This window comes from Kitasatospora brasiliensis (assembly GCF_032654805.1).
Lineage (GTDB): Bacteria > Actinomycetota > Actinomycetes > Streptomycetales > Streptomycetaceae > Kitasatospora > Kitasatospora brasiliensis.
In genome coordinates this window covers 525,627-542,196 of sequence record NZ_JAUOOW010000001.1, presented here as the reverse complement: position 1 = coordinate 542,196, position 16,570 = coordinate 525,627, and the positions used below count along the sequence as shown (strand labels likewise).

At 72.3% G+C, this 16,570-nt stretch carries 20 protein-coding genes; 9 read left to right on the top strand and 11 right to left on the bottom strand.

What is annotated here, in order from left to right:
• Nucleotides 1-83: 83 nt before the first annotated feature.
• The gene (locus QWJ13_RS02405; protein ID WP_316520159.1) at nucleotides 84-665 is read right to left on the bottom strand and encodes a hypothetical protein; all 582 of its coding nucleotides are present in this window, start codon (nucleotides 663-665) and stop codon (nucleotides 84-86) included.
• Nucleotides 666-684: 19 nt separating this feature from the next.
• Here QWJ13_RS02405 and QWJ13_RS02400 point away from each other — a divergent pair, with 19 nt between their 5' ends.
• Together QWJ13_RS02400 and QWJ13_RS02395 are read left to right on the top strand one after the other, a co-directional pair.
• Entirely contained in the window at nucleotides 685-1,131 is a 447-nt protein-coding gene (locus QWJ13_RS02400) for a carotenoid oxygenase family protein (protein WP_316520157.1), read from the top strand.
• Between the two features lie 163 nt (nucleotides 1,132-1,294).
• Entirely contained in the window at nucleotides 1,295-2,806 is a 1,512-nt protein-coding gene (locus QWJ13_RS02395; RefSeq protein ID WP_316520156.1) for an outer membrane protein assembly factor BamB family protein, read from the top strand.
• A gap of 48 nt (nucleotides 2,807-2,854) precedes the next feature.
• Here QWJ13_RS02395 and QWJ13_RS02390 read toward each other — a convergent pair whose 3' ends face one another.
• On the bottom strand, nucleotides 2,855-3,433 hold the full coding sequence (locus tag QWJ13_RS02390; RefSeq protein WP_316520155.1) for a GNAT family N-acetyltransferase: 579 nt from the start codon (nucleotides 3,431-3,433) through the stop codon (nucleotides 2,855-2,857).
• Nucleotides 3,434-3,587: 154 nt separating this feature from the next.
• On the opposite strand from QWJ13_RS02390, the gene QWJ13_RS02385 reads away from it, so the two are divergent.
• Nucleotides 3,588-4,442, top strand: coding sequence for an alpha/beta fold hydrolase (locus QWJ13_RS02385; protein WP_316520154.1), 855 nt, complete (start codon nucleotides 3,588-3,590; stop codon nucleotides 4,440-4,442).
• A gap of 83 nt (nucleotides 4,443-4,525) precedes the next feature.
• A complete protein-coding gene (locus QWJ13_RS02380; protein WP_316520153.1) occupies nucleotides 4,526-5,926 on the top strand; it encodes an alpha/beta hydrolase in 1,401 nt (466 codons plus the stop codon).
• Between the two features lie 28 nt (nucleotides 5,927-5,954).
• Here QWJ13_RS02380 and QWJ13_RS02375 read toward each other — a convergent pair whose 3' ends face one another.
• Both QWJ13_RS02375 and QWJ13_RS02370 read right to left on the bottom strand, forming a co-directional pair.
• Complete coding sequence (locus QWJ13_RS02375) at nucleotides 5,955-6,512, bottom strand: hypothetical protein (RefSeq protein ID WP_316520152.1); 558 nt, start codon at nucleotides 6,510-6,512, stop codon at nucleotides 5,955-5,957.
• Complete coding sequence (locus QWJ13_RS02370) at nucleotides 6,500-7,642, bottom strand: serine hydrolase domain-containing protein (protein WP_316520151.1); 1,143 nt, start codon at nucleotides 7,640-7,642, stop codon at nucleotides 6,500-6,502. The genes QWJ13_RS02375 and QWJ13_RS02370 overlap by 13 nt, the downstream gene beginning before the upstream one ends.
• A 154-nt stretch (nucleotides 7,643-7,796) precedes the next feature.
• Here QWJ13_RS02370 and QWJ13_RS02365 point away from each other — a divergent pair, with 154 nt between their 5' ends.
• Both QWJ13_RS02365 and QWJ13_RS02360 read left to right on the top strand, forming a co-directional pair.
• The gene (locus QWJ13_RS02365; RefSeq protein ID WP_316520150.1) at nucleotides 7,797-8,372 is read left to right on the top strand and encodes a DUF3885 domain-containing protein; all 576 of its coding nucleotides are present in this window, start codon (nucleotides 7,797-7,799) and stop codon (nucleotides 8,370-8,372) included.
• Nucleotides 8,373-8,472: 100 nt separating this feature from the next.
• A complete protein-coding gene (locus tag QWJ13_RS02360; RefSeq protein WP_316520149.1) occupies nucleotides 8,473-9,300 on the top strand; it encodes a VWA domain-containing protein in 828 nt (275 codons plus the stop codon).
• A gap of 28 nt (nucleotides 9,301-9,328) precedes the next feature.
• Here QWJ13_RS02360 and QWJ13_RS02355 read toward each other — a convergent pair whose 3' ends face one another.
• Nucleotides 9,329-10,126 carry a DUF6299 family protein gene (locus QWJ13_RS02355; protein WP_316520148.1) on the bottom strand — a complete coding sequence of 266 codons (798 nt, stop codon included), beginning with the start codon at nucleotides 10,124-10,126 and terminating at the stop codon, nucleotides 9,329-9,331.
• Nucleotides 10,127-10,257: 131 nt separating this feature from the next.
• Between QWJ13_RS02355 and QWJ13_RS02350 the strand changes: the two genes are divergently transcribed.
• Nucleotides 10,258-11,184 (top strand): GNAT family N-acetyltransferase, encoded by a 927-nt coding sequence (locus QWJ13_RS02350; protein WP_316520147.1) that lies wholly within the window; start codon nucleotides 10,258-10,260, stop codon nucleotides 11,182-11,184.
• A gap of 49 nt (nucleotides 11,185-11,233) precedes the next feature.
• Here the strand turns inward: QWJ13_RS02350 and QWJ13_RS02345 are convergent, their stop codons facing one another.
• Complete coding sequence (locus tag QWJ13_RS02345; protein ID WP_316520146.1) at nucleotides 11,234-12,172, bottom strand: threonine/serine dehydratase; 939 nt, start codon at nucleotides 12,170-12,172, stop codon at nucleotides 11,234-11,236.
• A 67-nt stretch (nucleotides 12,173-12,239) separates the two neighbouring features.
• Nucleotides 12,240-13,019 carry a hypothetical protein gene (locus QWJ13_RS02340; protein ID WP_316520145.1) on the bottom strand — a complete coding sequence of 260 codons (780 nt, stop codon included), beginning with the start codon at nucleotides 13,017-13,019 and terminating at the stop codon, nucleotides 12,240-12,242.
• A gap of 325 nt (nucleotides 13,020-13,344) precedes the next feature.
• Between QWJ13_RS02340 and QWJ13_RS02335 the strand changes: the two genes are divergently transcribed.
• Together QWJ13_RS02335 and QWJ13_RS02330 are read left to right on the top strand one after the other, a co-directional pair.
• Entirely contained in the window at nucleotides 13,345-13,485 is a 141-nt protein-coding gene (locus tag QWJ13_RS02335; protein WP_316520144.1) for a hypothetical protein, read from the top strand.
• A 109-nt stretch (nucleotides 13,486-13,594) separates the two neighbouring features.
• Nucleotides 13,595-14,164 (top strand): aldo-keto reductase family protein, encoded by a 570-nt coding sequence (locus QWJ13_RS02330; protein WP_316520143.1) that lies wholly within the window; start codon nucleotides 13,595-13,597, stop codon nucleotides 14,162-14,164.
• Here the strand turns inward: QWJ13_RS02330 and QWJ13_RS02325 are convergent.
• The 4 genes from QWJ13_RS02325 to QWJ13_RS02310 form a co-directional block, all read right to left on the bottom strand.
• On the bottom strand, nucleotides 14,152-14,994 hold the full coding sequence (locus QWJ13_RS02325; RefSeq protein ID WP_316520142.1) for a hypothetical protein: 843 nt from the start codon (nucleotides 14,992-14,994) through the stop codon (nucleotides 14,152-14,154). The genes QWJ13_RS02330 and QWJ13_RS02325 overlap by 13 nt on opposite strands.
• An 85-nt stretch (nucleotides 14,995-15,079) precedes the next feature.
• Entirely contained in the window at nucleotides 15,080-15,313 is a 234-nt protein-coding gene (locus QWJ13_RS02320; RefSeq protein WP_316520141.1) for a DUF397 domain-containing protein, read from the bottom strand.
• Between the two features lie 18 nt (nucleotides 15,314-15,331).
• Complete coding sequence (locus QWJ13_RS02315) at nucleotides 15,332-15,565, bottom strand: DUF397 domain-containing protein (protein WP_316520140.1); 234 nt, start codon at nucleotides 15,563-15,565, stop codon at nucleotides 15,332-15,334.
• Nucleotides 15,562-16,425 carry a helix-turn-helix domain-containing protein gene (locus QWJ13_RS02310; RefSeq protein ID WP_316520139.1) on the bottom strand — a complete coding sequence of 288 codons (864 nt, stop codon included), beginning with the start codon at nucleotides 16,423-16,425 and terminating at the stop codon, nucleotides 15,562-15,564. The genes QWJ13_RS02315 and QWJ13_RS02310 overlap by 4 nt, the downstream gene beginning before the upstream one ends.
• Nucleotides 16,426-16,570: the final 145 nt, after the last annotated feature.

Here is a 16,570-nt window from a genome sequence, read left to right as displayed (position 1 = left end):
GCAAAGTTGACCTCAACTCGCCTCCTATGGCGCGGGGTTGGCGCGCCCTGGCGGACGGCTGGCGGGCCGGGCCGCGCCCTGGTCTACTCCGACCGCCGCTCCGGCAGGAGCCTCGCCCGGGTCTCCTGGACGAAGGCCGCGACGAGGTGTGCGTCGGAGAAGGTGAAGTAGGCGTTCCGTCCGCCCAGGTGCAGTTCGGTGCGTGCGGTGATCCGCAGCTGGTGGTCGGTCCCGGCGGCGACCTCCTCGACGTCGCTCCACGGCAGCGGGTCCGTACCGGGGTTGTTGGCGGGGTCGATGAGCAGGCCGCCGGGCACGACGGCGAGCGCCTTCCCGAGGACGACGTGCCCGTCCTCCTCGAACCGCTCGTGCAGCGGCGCGGTGTGGCGCGGCATCAGTCCGGCCCGGATGGCCTCGGCCAGCCCCGGCTCGTAGCCGCCGGCCAGTTTGGTGACCACGTACGGGGTTTCGCGGTCGTACGGCAGGATCAGGACGCGGGCGAAGTGCTCGATGCGCAGGTTGCCCCGGTGCTCCAGCCGGGAGGGTGTGTACTCGTAGCCCTCGATGGCCTCCCAGGGCAGCGCGCGGAAGTCGCCGCCGGCGTGGTGGAGGACGAGGCCGCCCCGGTAGCGCGCCAGGGAGACCAGCCCGGAGCGCGGCGGCACCCACTGTTTCCGATCGGTTGTGCGCGAGGAGCGGCTGGACGACCGGGTCCAGGAGTTCCCGCGCCTCAACTCCCGCCACACCGACCGCCCTTACCGCTACGGCTACACGGTCGCCGTCGAGCTCTACGCGCCGCCCGCCGGCCCCGGGGACGACCGCCCGGACGGGGGCTTCAGCAACGCCCCGCTCAAGCACGGCCTGGACCGGGGGACGGTCGAGGCCCATGAGTTCGGGCGGTTCGGGGCGGTGGGCGAGGCGGTGTTCGTCCCCGCCGAGTCGCCGACGGCGGAGGACGACGGGTACCTGATGGCGTACGTCCACGACCCGGCCCGGGGCGCGGCCGACCTGGTGATCCTCGCCGCCCAGGACTTCACCGGCGAGCCCGTCGCGCGCGTCCACCTGCCGGTGCGGGTGCCGCTGGGCCTGCACGGGAACCGGGTGCCGGTCGGGGAGACCGCCTGGGGCTGAGGCCGGGGCGCCGCCTGGACCGAGGCCCGGGGCCGCGGAGAGGGCGGTCAGGTCATGGCCGGGGTTTTCCCTGCTCTTTGTTTCGGATCATGGCGCGCTCTGCGACGATCCGATGATCGTCGCCCCGACGCGGTGGGCGGCGCGTCGCATGGGAGAGACCGGCATGGCCGTTTGGCCCGAGGACAGGGTTGTCCGGGCGAGGTGGAGCGCCAGGCCCGCCTGGGGCAAGGAGACCTGGCTGGTGGTCTCCGGCGGAGTGCTGGGGGCGATGTTCGCAAGCATGGGGCTGGCGGTGCTGTTCGGCCCGGCGCACGGGTTCGGCGGCGACAGCCTCGCGTACATGGGGATCATCAGCATCCTCGGGCTGATGCCCTCCGGGGCGGGCTTCGTCTGGGCGCTGATCCACCCCCGGGCCGGGCTCCCCTCGGCCGCCCTCGGGGCGCTGCTGGGGCTGGCGATCTTCGTCGGTTTCGCCGGGGACGGCCTCAACGACTCCTGGAAGGCGCCGCTGGACCGGCCGTCCACGATCCGCGCCGTGGGCAGCTGGACCAGCGGGGACCTGGTGGTGCGGGTCCGGCCGGACCTGGTGGTGGCGTACCGCAGCTCCACCGGCGCCGTCAGCTGGCGCTGGACCCCGCCCGGGGAGGACTCGGTGTGCGCGATGAGCCGGGGGACCGGCCCCGGCGGACCGGCCCGCGTCGGCGCCGTCGGACTGATCGGCCACTCGCCGCACGACAAGCCGTGCTCCGCCGTCACCGCGCTCGACCTCGGCGACGGCACCGAGAGCTGGACCGCCACCGTGGACGCGCCCGCCCGGGACGGCGACGAGGCCACCCCGGACGTGGTCGCCGTGGCCGGCCGGCAGGCCCTCCTCCAGGAGCGGACCGGCTGGCACGCCGTGCGGCTGGCGGACGGCGGGGACGTCTGGCGCAGCGCCGCCGACCCCGGGTGCGCGCCCCTGCAGGTCGCGGGCGGCGACGGGCAGGCCGTCACCGTCGCCCAGTGCGGCGATGCGATGCCCGTGCTGCGCTCGCTGGCCCCGGCGGACGGGCGGGAGCAGGAGCGGATCGTCCTGCCCGCGGCGGGCGGGCTGCGCAACCTCGCGGTGGTCTCGGTCGACCCGCTCGCCGTCTGGGTGGACGCCCAGGCCGAGCGCGGCACCCACGCGGTGCTCAGCTACGACCGGGCCGGCCGGCAGCGGGCGGTGATACCGGTCGCCGGGGACGAGTACGACCTGGACGTGATGCTCGGCGGCCTGCACGCCTTCGACGAGTTCAGCGCCCGGCCGCTGTTCGGCGGGGTGGTGGTGGGCGACCTGTTCATCGTGCCGGGCGAGCGGCCCGGGGACGTCGGCATCAGCGGCGGCAAGCATCCGAGCCGCACCGCCACCGGCCGGCTGCTGGCGTACTCGCTCGCGGACGGCGGCAAGCGGTGGACGGCCGGGCTGGACGACCAGGTGACCGGTCTGGTGGCGGACGGCGGCTCGGTGTGGGCGATGACCCGGGGCCGGGTGACCAGGGTGGAGGCGGCGACCGGGCGGCAGAGCGCCGTGCTGGACGTCAACGACACCGCCTCGCTCTACCCGGTGGACCTGTCGGTCGCGGGCTCGGAGCGGTTCACGGTGGTGGCGGAGGACGGGACGCGGGACGAGCCGCCGGTGCGGGCGATCAGCTGACCTGCTCGGCTCCGATGCCCGTCAAACCCGTCACACCCGTCACACCCGTCACGCCCGGAAGTCCGGGTAGCCGAGGACCAGGATGCGATCCTGCGGCCTGCGCACGTACGGCACCACCTTGCCCGTCGGCTCGAAGCCGAGCCGGCGGTAGAAGGCCTGGGCGCGCTCGTTGTCCTCGTGCACGCCCAGGGTGAGCGCCCCCACGTCGGTGTGCTCCCGGGCGTGGCGGACGGCCGCGCGCACCAGCGCGGCGGCCGGGCCGGCGGAACCCCGGTACGCGGGGGCGACGTACACGGAGTGGATGTGCACGGTGTCCGGGACGTCCGGCAGCGGTTCGACGGCGGTGATCCCGACCCAGCGGCCCGTCTCGTCACCCGCCTCGTCACCCGCTTCGCCACCCGCCGCGTCACCCGGCGCGGAGGCGGCCGGGACGATGGCCGCGAAGGTGGCGCACTCCCGCGCCGTCGCCTCCCGGGCGGCCCGGTGCTGCCAGTAGTCGTCGGGGCGGGCGGCGCATTCGGCGTACGAGAGGCTGAACGCGCTCGGGGAGTCGCGCAGCGCCTCCAGTGCGATCCCGCGCAGTTCCCGCCACTCCCCGGCGGCCATCCGGCGTACGTTGTCGTGCATGCGCCCAGCCTGGCACGGCCGGGCGGTGGCCGGATCCGGCCTGAGGATGATCTTCCGTAGCCCCTGCAGAGGAGCCCGGCACCGGCGGATCTGAGCCTTCCGGGCGGTTGTGTCAGTCTGGTGGGGGAGCACCGCCGAGATCGGGAGGCTCGTGATGGCCGAGATCAGGGTGAACGGGGTGACGCTGCACTACGAGGCCCATGGAGAGGGCCCCGGCGTCGTCCTGGTTCACGGCTCCTGGAGCGACGCGGACTCCTGGGCGCGGGTGCTGCCGGGCCTGGCCGAGTCCACCACTGCGGTCGCCTACGACCGCCGGGGGCACAGTCGCAGCGAGGACCCGCTCACCCAGGGATCGGTGTACGAGGACGCGGCCGACCTGGCCGGGCTGATCGAGCGGCTGGGCCTGGCGCCCGTCTTCGTCTACGGCGACTCCTACGGCGCGCTGGTCACCCTCCGGCTCTCCGCCGCCCGCCCCGACCTGCTGCGCGGCATCGCCGTGCACGAGCCGCCGGGCACCGGCATCCTGCTCGCCGACCCGGAGCTGCGGCCGATCGGCACCGACTTCGCCGACCGGATCGCCGCCGTCCGGGAGCTGCTGGAGCAGGCCGAGTCGGCCGCGGCCGCCGAACTGTACGTGGACAGCCTCGCCTTCGGCCCGGGCGCTTGGGAGCAGCTGCCCGCGCCCGTCCGGCACGCCTACATCCGCAACGCGCCCACCTATCTGGACGAGCTGCGCGACCCGGACGCGCTCGACCTCGATCTCATCGGGCTGTCCCGGTTCGGCGAGCCGGCCCTGCTCACCCAGAGCGACGACAGTGCCCCGATGTTCGGCGAGGTGCTGGACCTGATCGACCTCACCCTGCCCAGGGCGGAACGCCACCTGTACCAGGGCGCCGGGCACGCGCCGCACCTGTCGCAGCCGGAGGAGTGGGTGCGGGTGGTGCTGCCGCGGGCGCTGGGGGAGGCCTCGGGTGAGCCGGGACCCGGTCCCGGTGGAATGCCCGGATAACCACTCGCCTCCGCAGCCCCCTGGGGCGCAGGCTGTTTGCATGCCCGCGTCAGTCCGGACGCGGTGCGAGCGGAAGGACGAGCATGACGAGAACGCGTGGCCGCGTCGCCGCCTTACTGGGCGCCGTCGCCGTGGTCGTCGGCACCACCCTGGCTACCCCCGCCCCCGCCCTCGCCTCCGGCGACCCGGTGGGCCCGGCCCGGCCCGGCGGCGGGATCACCGGACAGGCGCCCTGCCCGAACGCGCCCGAGTTCATCTGCGGGACCCTCACCGTCCCGCTCGACCACAGCGGCACCACCCCCGGCACCCTGGACCTGGCGGTGGCCGTCACCGGCAACACCACCGCCCCCAAGGGCGACCTGCTGTTCCTCACCGGCGGCCCCGGCCAGCCCGGCGTCCTGCTGATCCGGCGGATCGCCGAGCAGATGGCGCCCGTCCTCAAGGACTACCGCCTGGTGATGTACGACCAGCGCGGCACCGGCGCCCACGCCCTCCAATGCCCGGGCCTCCAACAGGACATGGGCTCCTCCGACCTCGCCGTGCCGCGCCGGAAGTCCGTCACCGACTGCGCCGCCACCCTCGGCCCGAACGCCCGCTTCTACAGCACCGCCGACACCGTCGCCGACATCGACCGGCTGCGCCGCGCCCTCGGCGACCAGCGCCTCACCCTGGACGGCGTCTCCTACGGCACCCTGGTCGCCCAGCGGTACGCGCTCGCCCACCCGGCGAACGTGGCCCGACTGGTGCTCGACTCCGTGGTGCCGCAAGAGGGTTACGACCCGATGGACCTGGCCGCGCTGCCCGCCACCGCCCGGGTGCTGCGCGCCGCCTGCCGGGCCACCGGCTGCACCACCGACCCGGCCACCGACCTCGCCGCCACCGTCCGGCAGTACGGCAACGGGGCGCAAATCCTGGACGCCTTGACCAGCTACGAGTTCACCGACCCGGACTACGGCGGAGTCCCGGAGATCCTGCACGAGGCCGCCGCCGGGCGGCCGGACCGGCTCAAGGCCTTCATCGACGACGTCCACCAAGGCGACGCCGCCCCGGTCGAGTGGCTCAGCCAGGGCCTGCACGCCGCCACCCTCTGCGCCGACTCGCGCTTCCCGTGGGGCACTTCGGACACCCCGGTCGCGGGCCGGGCGGCGGCGCTGGAGCGCACCCGGCAGCGGCTGACCGCCCGGCAGACCTGGCCCTACGACGCGGCGACGGCGACCGGCCTCGGCAGCCTCCTGGCCTGCCTGGACTGGCCGCGCGAGCAGGTGCCGCCGACCCCGCCGGCGCACCGCAAGCTGCCCGACGTGCCGGTGCTCCTGCTCGGCGGCGACCGGGACCTCTCCACGCCGAACGAACTGCTGTACCAGCAAGCCGAGTCGGCGCACCATCCGAAGATCGTGATCGTCCCGGGCGCGGCGCACTCGGTGCAGAACCGGGCGGCGAACCCGGCCGGGCGGCAGGCGGTCTACGACTTCCTGCTCACGTAGCCCTCGGCGGGCCTGCCGTGTGGTCAGGTCACGTGCCCCAGCCGTCGTCCGGCAGGGTGCGGTCCGGCTCGGGGCAGTCGACGTGCTCGTAGCCCCACAGCACCGCCTTGTGCAGCATCCACTCCGGGAGCGGCGGCTGGTCGTAGCCGTCGCGGTCGACGAGCACCAGACCGACCCGAACCTCCTCGGCCGGCTCGAACTCCAGGGTCCGCTGGCCGGGGAGGTTCTCGTACGTCACCGTCCGCCAGCCGTGGCCGGTGGCGGTCAGCGCGGCCAGCAACTCGGCCTCGGTGACCCGGGAGTCGAGCGTCACCGACGCGCCGCCCGGCTGCGGGAGGTCGAGTTCGCCGTGCCAGATCGGCAGGGACAGCGACTGGAGCCGGCGGCAGCGGCAGAAGACCGTTCCCACGTCGCCCCAGCAGAAGGCGTGCGGCCAGCGGGTCTGCTTGCGGATGCGCCCGCTGGTCCACGGATCGCCGTAGTGGGCGGCGAGTTCGGGAAGTGAGGCGCCGTAGCGCAGCTCGCCGAGGCCGCCCGTGGTGGCGAGGGTGGTGACGAGGGGGAGGAGGCCGGTCAGCCCAGGCATGCCCGCACCGCCTCGATCAGCCGGTTCGCCCGGGCGTCGCCGTGGCCGATCATCCGGTTCGCGACGTACGCGAAGCCGACCCCGAACTCGTCGTCACCGAAGGCGAATTGGCCGCCCGCACCGTCGTTGCCGAAGCTGCGGGCACCCAGCAGCGGGCGGAAGGCGGGGGAGTCCAGCAGTAGGCCGGAGCCCCAGCGGGCGCCCAGGTCGAAGCCCAGGAAGCCCGCGCCGGACGAGACTTCGCGCACCGCGTCGGTGACGGTGTCGGGTGACAGCAGCCGGGGCGAGCCCTCCAGGCCGGTGGCCGTCGCCGCGTAGAGGCCCGCCAGGCCGGTGGCCGAGGCGACGGCGCCCGCGCCGGGCAGCTCGATCGCGTGCAGCGCCGGGTCGTTCCAGCCGTGCGGCACGTCCAGGCCGGGGAAGACCAGTGCGCCGGTCATCGTGACGATCCGGGTCAGCAGGTGCTCCGGGCCGGGCATCGGGCGCCGCCCCTCGGCCTCCACCAGCCGTGCCAGGTACGGCAGTTCGCTCTCCGGCAGGCCGATCCAGAGCGGCAGGCCGAGTGGCTCGGCGATCTCCTTGCGCAGGAACGCACCCGGCGTCAGGCCGGTGATCCGGCGGATCAGCTCGCCGACCGCGAAGCCGAGCACATGGCCGTGGTACTCGTACGTGGTGCCCGGCTCCCAGAGCGGCCGCTGCGCCTCGATCGCCCGGATCACCGGATCCCAGGCGGCGACCTCCTCGAAGGTGAGCGCCGCGTCCAGGGCTGGGATGCCGGCCCGGTGGCCGAGGATCATCCGAGTGGTGATCTCCCGCTTGCCGCCCTGGGCGAACTCCGGCCAGTAGCGGGCGACCGGGGCGTCCAGGTCGAGCCGGCCCCGCTGGGCCAGCAGGTGTGCGCAGATGCTCACCGCGCCCTTGGCGCAGGAGAAGACGGGGACGAGGGTGTCCTGCGTCCAGGCCCGCCCGGTGGCCTGGTCGGCCGTGCCGCCCCACAGCTCGACCACCTTCCGGCCGTCGACGAAAACCGTTGTGGCGGCGCCCAGTTCGGGGAACTCGGTGAAGTTGGCGGCGAAGACGTCCGCGACGGCGCCGAAGCGCTCGTCGGCCCAGCCCTGGTACTGCTGCATGGTGTGTGCCCCGTTCTGCCTTCGAGCTGTCCTTGAGCTCGCCCCTGAGTGGTGATCTCAAGATCGACCGAACCACGCTACGGGAGCCGGGCCGCCGTGACGAGGGGATTTTCCCAGCTCGGGGCTGCTGGGGCGGGTGTGGCAGACTCGCCTGATGGCGAGGACGAGGGACCAGGCGGATCGCGAGGCACTGACGGCGCTCTGGGAGCGGCGGTGGCCCGACACGGAGCCCGTCGGGTACGAGCTCGGCCGGGACGAGCGGGACACCTGGGTGCGCTTCCACAGCCTGCCGGAGTCCAAGCGCTACCCCGACGACGAGCGCGAGTACGCGATCGTCCTGGAACGCCACAACACCGTGCTGGACGAGCTGTTCACCGGTTCCGAGGTGCACGTCATGGTCCCGAGGTGGTCGGACCGGCCGAGCGCGCCCCGGATGCACTGGGACACCAGGCACTGGCGGTCCTGGCTCTGCGACGAGGACCCCGAATTCCCGTACTACTGCCACGTCTTCGTGGAGCGCCGGCCGTGGCGGCGGGGCAGCCTGGACCGGCTGCTGCGCCGGGTCGCCGACGACCGGGAGGGCGGGGTGATCATCGCCGGCGCCGGCCTGCGGCGGCTGTACCACCCGTACGACGGCGGCGCGGACGTCTACCTGACCACGGCGGAGGAGCGCGACCGGCTGAAGGAGCGGCACTTTGGGTGGCTGTCGGTGCACCCGAGCGGATGGTGAGGGCCCGGCGCGTGCGAAGGCTTGCCGGGGCCCCGGTCCGCCGCGCAGAGTGTCGGGAGCACGGAGACGATCACGTGCGCGGTGAACGAGGGAGCGAGCCATGGCCGTCAGCCTGAGCAAGGTCGAGCAGAGCGCGCCCGCGCTGGTCAGCCTCTACAAGACGGCGGGCGCCTCGGTGGAGCGGCGCGGGCTGAGCGGCCAGCGCTTCGCGGTGTACCTGGTGGTCGACTACTCCGGCTCGATGCGCCCCTACTACAAGGACGGCAGCGTCCAGGCCCTCGCCGACCGGGTCCTGGGCCTGTCCGCCCACCTGGACGACGACGGGAGCGTGCCGGTCGTCTTCTTCTCCACCGAGGTCGACGCCCAGGCCGAGATAGCCCTGGCCGACCACGAGGGCTGGATCGACCGGATCGTCGCGGGCCTCGGCCACATGGGCAAGACCAGCTACCACCTGGCGATGGAGGCGGTGGTCCGGCACTACCGCGCGAGCGGCGCCACCGATCCGGCCCTCGTCCTGTTCCAGACGGACGGCGGGCCGATCAGCAAGCCCGCGGCGGAACGGGGCCTGTGCGAGGCCGCGACGTTGCCGATCTTCTGGCAGTTCATCGGCTTCGGCGACCCGCACAGCCGCCAGTTCGACTTCCTGCGCAAGCTCACCGGGCTCGCCGTCCCGGAGAAGCGCGCCATCGACAATGCGGGCTTCGTCCACCTCGGCCGCGACCCCCGGACGGTCTCCGACCGGGACCTCTACGACCTGCTGCTCGCCGACCTGCCCAGCTGGCTCGAAGCGGCCCGCGCCCAGGGCATCGTCCCGCCGGGCCCGGCCCTCCAGCCCCCGGCCGCCGCGCCGACGCACGGGGCGGAGTCGAAGCGCCGGGGCCTGTGGGCCACCCTGATGGCCTGGCTGGGCGGGCGCCGGGGCGCCTGAGCCGGGGCGCGTGAGCCGGGGGGTGGCGCTACCCCGCGAAGATGATGGCGAAGTCGTTGGCGGTCTTGGTCGAGGTGGTGCCGCCTCCGCCGCTTCCGGTTCCGACAGTGGGAATCCTGGCGTTCGCCTCGATCGGTTCCCCGGTGTCGAAGCCGTGGCCGGCCGCGGGGTCGATGGTGACTTCCCACTCCTGGTCGGTGCCGTCGCAGGTGACGACGGCGACCGTGGCGGTGCCGTAGGCGACGTGGCCGGGGAGGCCGGCCTGTTCGGCGGTGATGAACTCGGTGGCCGGGGTGGTGGTGCCGCTGGCGCAGTTGTAGCTGCCGCTCAGGTGGACGGTGCCGTCGCCCGGGTAGAAGGCGCTGGGGGTGATGGTCACGTAGTCGCCGCCGGTGAGGCCGTAGTCGATGTCGGTGGCCGCCGCCGTGCCGTCGTTGAGGCTGGCGATCGCGCTGACGCCCTGGGTGGCGCTCATGCCGATCTGGACGGCGGTGACGGTCTGGGTCATGTTGACGTTGCCGGGGCCGCAGGGCACGGTGACTTCGCCGCTGGCGGTGTTGTTGGCCTGGTTGAAGTCCACCCGCAGTGCGGCCTGGCCGTTGGGGGCGCTGGTGCTGGTGCAGGTGTAGACGATGACGGCGGAGACCCTGCCGAGGCCGACGGTGACGCTGTTGGACTTGATGCCGACGTTGAGGCCGCCGGTGACGGTGGTGGCGGCGCGGGTGGATGCGGTGGTGGTGGCGGCGGCGTGGGCGGAGAACCCGGTGGTGAGGAGGGCGGCGGCGCTGAGGCCGGCCAGGAGCGGGCGGGGGCGGCCTATCGGCATGGGGGTGCCTTTCGGGGGAGGGGGGTGCTCCTCCCAACAGACAGCCGGTCGACGCGGCCTGCAAGCGCACTTGGTACGTCGGAGCGGCAATCCGGTCGACAGCGGGAGATCGGTTGGCGGAGAGTCATGCCATGGCTGATCTGTCTTCCTCGTCGTTCCCGGCGTCCTACCGGTGGCGGGCGGCGACCGTCGCCGATGCCGGCGCGATCCACGGGTTGGTGGCCGCCTGCGAGCGCGAGCTCCTGGGCCGTCCCGAGACCGAACCCGACGGCATCGCCGCGGACCTCGCGCTGCCCGGTCTCGACCCGGCCGCCGACACGCTGCTGGTGTACGACTCGGCGGAGCGCCTCGTCGGCCGGGCCTGGGTGCACGGCGGTCGACGCAGCGCGGTCGACGTCCACCCCGATCACCGGGGGAGGGGGTTGGGCGGCGCGCTGCTCGACTGGGCCGAGGCACGGGCCCGGCAGGCGGGTGGTGAACGGCTCAGCCAGACGGTCTCGGACGGCGATCGGGCGGCGGTGGAGTTGTTGCGCTCACGTGGGTACGAGCCGTTCGTCGTCCAGTGGCTGCTGGAGATCGAGATGCCCGCCGAGCCAGTGGTGCCCGGCCCGCCGCCCGGTGTCACCTGGCGCTGCTTCCGATCCGGCGACGAAGAGGCCGCGTACCGGCTCACCGAGGACGCCTTCGACGAGTGGCAGAAGCGGCGCAAGTCGTACGAGGAGTGGGCCGGGCACACCGTGGAGCGCGACACCTTCGCGCCGGCGCTGTCGACGGTGGCGTTCGCCGGGGATCAGATGATCGGTGCGGTGCTGGCGTTGAACGTCCCGGGCACCGACGAGGGATACGTCGAACGGGTCGCGGTCCGCAAGGATCATCGCCACCGGGGGATCGCCCGCATGCTGTTGCAGGCGTCCTTCCGGGCCTTCTACCGCGAGGGCCGCCGGACGTGCACGCTGTGGACCCACTCGGAGACCGGTGCGCTGTCGCTGTACCAGCGGGTCGGCATGACGGTCCGCCGCAGCTCGGCGGTCTACGGCAAGGCGCTCGGTGGTGAGTAGCGGCGGAGTGGGACGTCAGACCGGCCGACGTCCCACTCCGCGGCGTCGGTTACCCGACCAGGTCGGAGGGGTCCGTGTTGGCGCCGCAGAGCACCACGCAGACCTTCTCGCCGTAACCGTGGTCGGTGTTGAGCAGACCCGCGAAGGCGGTGGCCGCGGCGTGCTCGACGACGATCCGGCGCTCGTCCCACAGGGTTCGGCGAGCGCGGACGATCTCCGCGTCCGGGACCAGGACGGAGTACACATCGTCCTGCTGGGCGGCGGCGAGCGCGGTGGCCGAGGCGCGGCGGGCGCCGAGGGAGTCGGCGGCGACCGAGTCCACCGGGACGTCGACGGGGTGGCCGGCTTCGAGGGCGGCGTTCAGCGCGCGGGAGTTCTCGGGCTCGACGGCGATGGTGTGGATTCCGTGGTGCCGGGCGGCGGTGGCGACGCCGGCGAGCAGGCCGCCGCCGCCGACGGCGACCACGATCGAGTCCAGGTCGGGGATCTGCCGGTGGATCTCGTCCACGAGCGTCCCCGCCCCGGCGGCGATGAGCGGATGGTCGTACGCATGGGAGGCGAGCGCACCGGTGGCGGCCGCGAACTCCTCGCAGGCGGCCAGGGCTTCGGCGTACTCGGTGCCGACGAGCCGGACCTCGGCGCCGTAGCCGCGCAGCTTGGCGACCTTCACGGCAGGGGCGGTGGTGGGCAGGAAGACGGTGGCGCGGACACCCTGCTGCCGGGCGGCCCAGGCACAGGCCAGCCCGGCGTTGCCACCGGAGGCGATGGTCACCCCGGCGTCGGGGAGAGTGGCGGCGTCGCGGTGGGCCTGGACGAAGTTCTGCGCGCCACGGGCCTTGAAACTGCCGGTGTGCTGCATGAACTCCAGGGCGAGCCACACCTCGCCGGGGCAGTCCTCCCGGCCGGCCGGGGCGAGGGTGATGGGGCGGATGTGCCCGGCGATGCGGTCGGTGGCGGCTTTGACGTCACCGTAGGTGAGTTGGTGCAACGTGTCGCTCCTTGCGGGAGAGGGTCACGTTGCACCGTACGCCGAACGGCCCGCCGGGGTCGGTGGATCAACTACCGAAGATGATGGCGTAGTCGTTGGCGGTCTTGGTTGTGACGCCGCGCCCGCCCGATGTCGGCAGCGTGGCGTGGGCCTCGATCGGCAGTCCGGACTGGAAGGTACTGCCGGTGGTCGGGCCACCGAGGGTGGCCTCCCAGGCCTGGTCCGTGCCGTCGCAGGTGGTGACGGGGACCGTGTAGGTGCCGTAGGCGAAGAAGGTGCCGGGGCCGGCCTGATCGGCGGTGACGAACTCCGTGGCGGGGGTGGGGGTGCCGCTCGCGCAGTTGTAGGTGCCGTTCAGGGTGACGGTGCCGTCGCCCGGGTAGTACGCGCCGGGGGCGATGTACAGGTAGTTGCTGGCGCGGACACCGAACTCGATGTCGGTGGCCGCCGAAGTGCCGTCGCTGAGGCTGGCGATCGCGCCGACCGGGTCGCTGCCGCTCATGCCGATCTGAACGGCGGTGACGGTCTGGGTCATGTCGACGTTGCCCGGGCCGCAGGGGACGGCGACTTCGGTGGTGGCGGTGTTGTTGGCCTGGTCGAAGTCCACCCGCAGTGCGGCCTCCCCGTTGGGGGCGCTCGTGCTGGTGCAGGTGTAGACGATGACGGCGGAGACGGTGCCGAGGCCGACGGTGACGCTGCCGGACTTGATGTTGACGTTCAGGCCACCGGTGACGGTGGTGCCGGTGCGGGTGGACGCGGTGGCGGCGGCGTGGGCGGAGAACCCGGTGGCGAGCAGCGCGGCGGCACTGAGGCCTGCCAGGAGCGGACGGGGGCGGCCTATCGACATGGGACTGCCTTTCGAGGGGGAGGGGGTGGTGCTCCTCCCAACAGACAGCCGGTGGAAGTGCCCTGCAAGCGCACTTGGTACGTCGGAGCGTTGGGAGTGGGAAGTCGGACCGGCCGACTTCCCACTCCGGCGGCGGTAGCTGTCTCGGCCGGTGCCGCACTTTGGTCGGTGCCATTGCCCGGATAGGGACCTCGGGGTCATGATGTGCGACCAGTGCGGGGCCGCATCCGAGGGTTCCTGGCAGGTCCATGGCAGCGACCCTTGGGGGGGGCTCCGCTTTTCCGACAGCCTCCGGTTGCCACCCGGAGGCAAGGGAGGAGTGACGGTGGACGAAGAACTCCTGATCGCTGTCGAAGAGTTGGGTGCGGTGCACGACCGGTACGACAGCCTCCGGTCGGATAACGCGGGTTCCGGTGGCGACGACCCGTGGCCGGGCGGAGACGGGAATCTGCACGAGAGCGAGTGAGCGATCCGGCTGGTGGGCGAACGGCCAGTCGGCCGTCCGGGCGTGTCACAGCCTGGATCCGATGGACCTCCGTGCTGCGCTTCTGCGGACCAATCGGGACCTGGGGCGAATGCCCGACGTGGTGTTCCTGCACAACCCGGAAGCCTCGCTGGTGGCCGGTGAGCGCGGCGAGGAGCAGTTGGCCTCCGCCTGCGGCGTTCTGGCCGAGGCTGTGGCGGCCGGCACGTGCGGGGCATGGGGGATCGCGTCATGGAACCCCTGCGCCGTGGCCGCGGTCGCAAACTCGGTTCCGGTCGTTCCGGACGTCCTGATGGTCCGGTCAGGACTGCTCGTTGGCTCGGCGGTCCTGGCCGCTGGCGAGTTTCTGGCAGAGAGATGGGGCATTCCGGTCGAACGGCGATGGGGCATGAGTCCGTTCGGTGGGAACCTCACCGGCCCGCCTTGGGGCCGGAGTGACCCGCGGCTCTTCCTGGCCGGCACTACCGGCGAATCGACTCCGGTGCAGGCGGCCTTCCGGGCGGCCTTCGAACTGCCGCCGGTGGGCGCGGTCGTGGTCGGCACCGACCAGCCGGATCACCTGCGCGAGTTGGTCGATGCCACCGAGCTGGCGGCTGACGCCGAGCTCATCGGCGGGTACCGGCGCCTGCTGGCTGAACGGGCCGCCCGTCAGAGCTGTTGAAGCGCGTGGATCAGCTGCTCGGCCTCGGACCGCGCCGGTGTCACCCGGGGGTCATCCGGGTGGGCGTGCGGCCCGGCGATCTTCGCCAGCACGAACAGGCGCATCACCATGCCGTCCCGGCTCTCCAGGTCCGCCCGCCGTTCGCGGCGAACGCGGTCCGCGAGGGCCGGGACGGCGAGGGAGGCGGCCAGGAGTGACGCGGAGTCCAGGCCGCGCGGGGCCATCCCCCAGTCCTCCCAGTCGAACATGCAGAACTCGGGGCCCGTGACGTTCGCCCAGTTCAGATCGGCGTGAGCGGGAGACCATGAGGCGATCTGGGTGTTCACCGCGAGGGGGAAGGCATCCCGGATGACGCGGTCGACCAGTTGCCGGGTGATCGGCTCGGTATCCGGCGTCGCCACCCTTGCGGTCGGTTGGGTGGCGAGCGCCGCGAGGGAGGCGTTCAGGGCCTTCCACCAGCTGTCGGGCAGCTCGGGATCGACGGCCAGGATGGCTGTGCCGACTGGGTTTGCAGGGAGGAGTGACGTCTCGTCCGCTCGCCAGATGGCTCCGTCGCCGGCGTCCTGCCACGCTACTGATTCCACCCAGTGGGGCATTGCCACGTCGGTCAGGGTGGCAGCGGCTTCGGTGCCGGAGCAGCCCTGCTCGCGGGTCCGTGAGGAGGGACGGCGCTCGACGCGGATCCACGTGCCCCGGTCGGTGCGGGCTCCGACCGATCGACGCTTGCGGACGAGAGCGGTCCGGTCGAGTGCGGTGCCGAGACGCCGTTCGACCCGATCGAGGATGTGATCGACCGGGACCTTCCGAAGGTCGACTGCGGAGGACGTCATGGCGGTGACGCTAGCAGGCTGATGGGGGACGGACGGAGGCTCCGGCCACGCGATCGGAGGGCGTGGCCGGAGCTGGAGGGGTTGGTCAGGCGGTGAAGCGGGGGTCGCGGGCTTCGATGGCCTGGATGAAGGCGGTCCACTCGGCTTGGTTGAAGGCGAGGTGGGGGCGGCCGGGGTTCTTGTCGTCGCCGACCCAGACGTCGCCGTTGTCGAAGCGGGCGATGACGACGCAGCTGCCATTGTCGTCAGCGGAGAAGGGGGACTTGACCCACTCGGCACCGGCGGCCTCGTGGTCGTACGGGTCGTGCGGGCTACGCATCTGGGCCTCCCGGGTTGGTTAGGCGGTGAAGCGGGGGTCGCGGGCTTCGATGGCCTGGACGAAGGCGGTCCACTCGGCTTGGTTGAAGGCGAGGTGGGGGCGGTTGAGGTCCTTGTCGTCGCCGACCCAGACGTCGCCGTTGTCGAAACGAGCGACGACCACGCAGTTGCCGTTGGAGTCGCCGGAGAAGGGGGACTTGACCCACTCGGCGCTGGCGGGGTTGTGGTCGTAGGGGTCGTGCTGCTCGCTCACGTGATCTCTTCCAACTTGCGTTCAAGGGCGGCCACGGTGGCATCCGGTGAAAGCGCGCACCGTTTCAGTCGGGCGAAGGCTCGCTCAGCGCGTCGGACCTCGCGCCCCGATTTACGCGGGAGCATACCGCCGACCGCCTCGATGAAGGAGAAGCTCTCGCCTGACTCTCCAGGGAAGCGGAGAAGTGTGAGTCCAGATGCCAGAATCCCAGGTCGTCCGGCGCTCAATGGGACCATGCGAACTGTGACGTTCGGGTACTGTGCCACCTTGATGACGTGCCGGATCTGGCCGGCGAGGACTTCTTGGTCACCGCCAACCAAGAGGGCGACCTCGCCCACGTAGGCGTCGAGTTCGAGCAGCGGATCCTGAGTGAGGCGGCGTTGGCGCATTATGCGGATCTCGGCGGCGGCTTCGTTCTGGTCCTCGCTGAGACCGTCGAGGCCTGCGGCGATGACCTCGCGAGCGTAGTCCTCGGTCTGCAAGAGGCCGGGGAACGCCGACAGGTAGTAGTCGAGCATCTGAGTCGCTTCGGATTCGAGGCTCAAGTACTCGGCGAACGCGGAGCTGATCGTGTCAGCGAACTCGTGATCCTGCCACCAGTGCCTCGAAGGGCTGTCGGTGGCGAGGGCCTCGATCTCGGCTCTCTCCGGACCTGCGATCCCGCAGTGGTCCATGAATATGGCCAGCTCGCGAGCGGTGACCGGCAGTAGCGCTCGTTCGATCTTGCTGAGCCGAGCCGGGTTCCAGCCCTTCAGGCCGGCGGTCACGTCGGCAAGCGTCTTGTTGTTCTCCGTTCGCCAGGCTCGCAGTTCGTCGCCGAGGCGGATCTGCCTGATCGCTGACGGGTCCTTGCTCAACACGCCTCCAGTCTCGCTGTTCGCGCTTCGATGACTCAAGCTACCCTCAACTCCAAGATCAAATAATTTGTTTGATGCTTGCTCGCGTTCGGCTTGCAAATTCGATTTTGGTTGCCCCACACTCAACGTGACCGCACGAACACGCCAC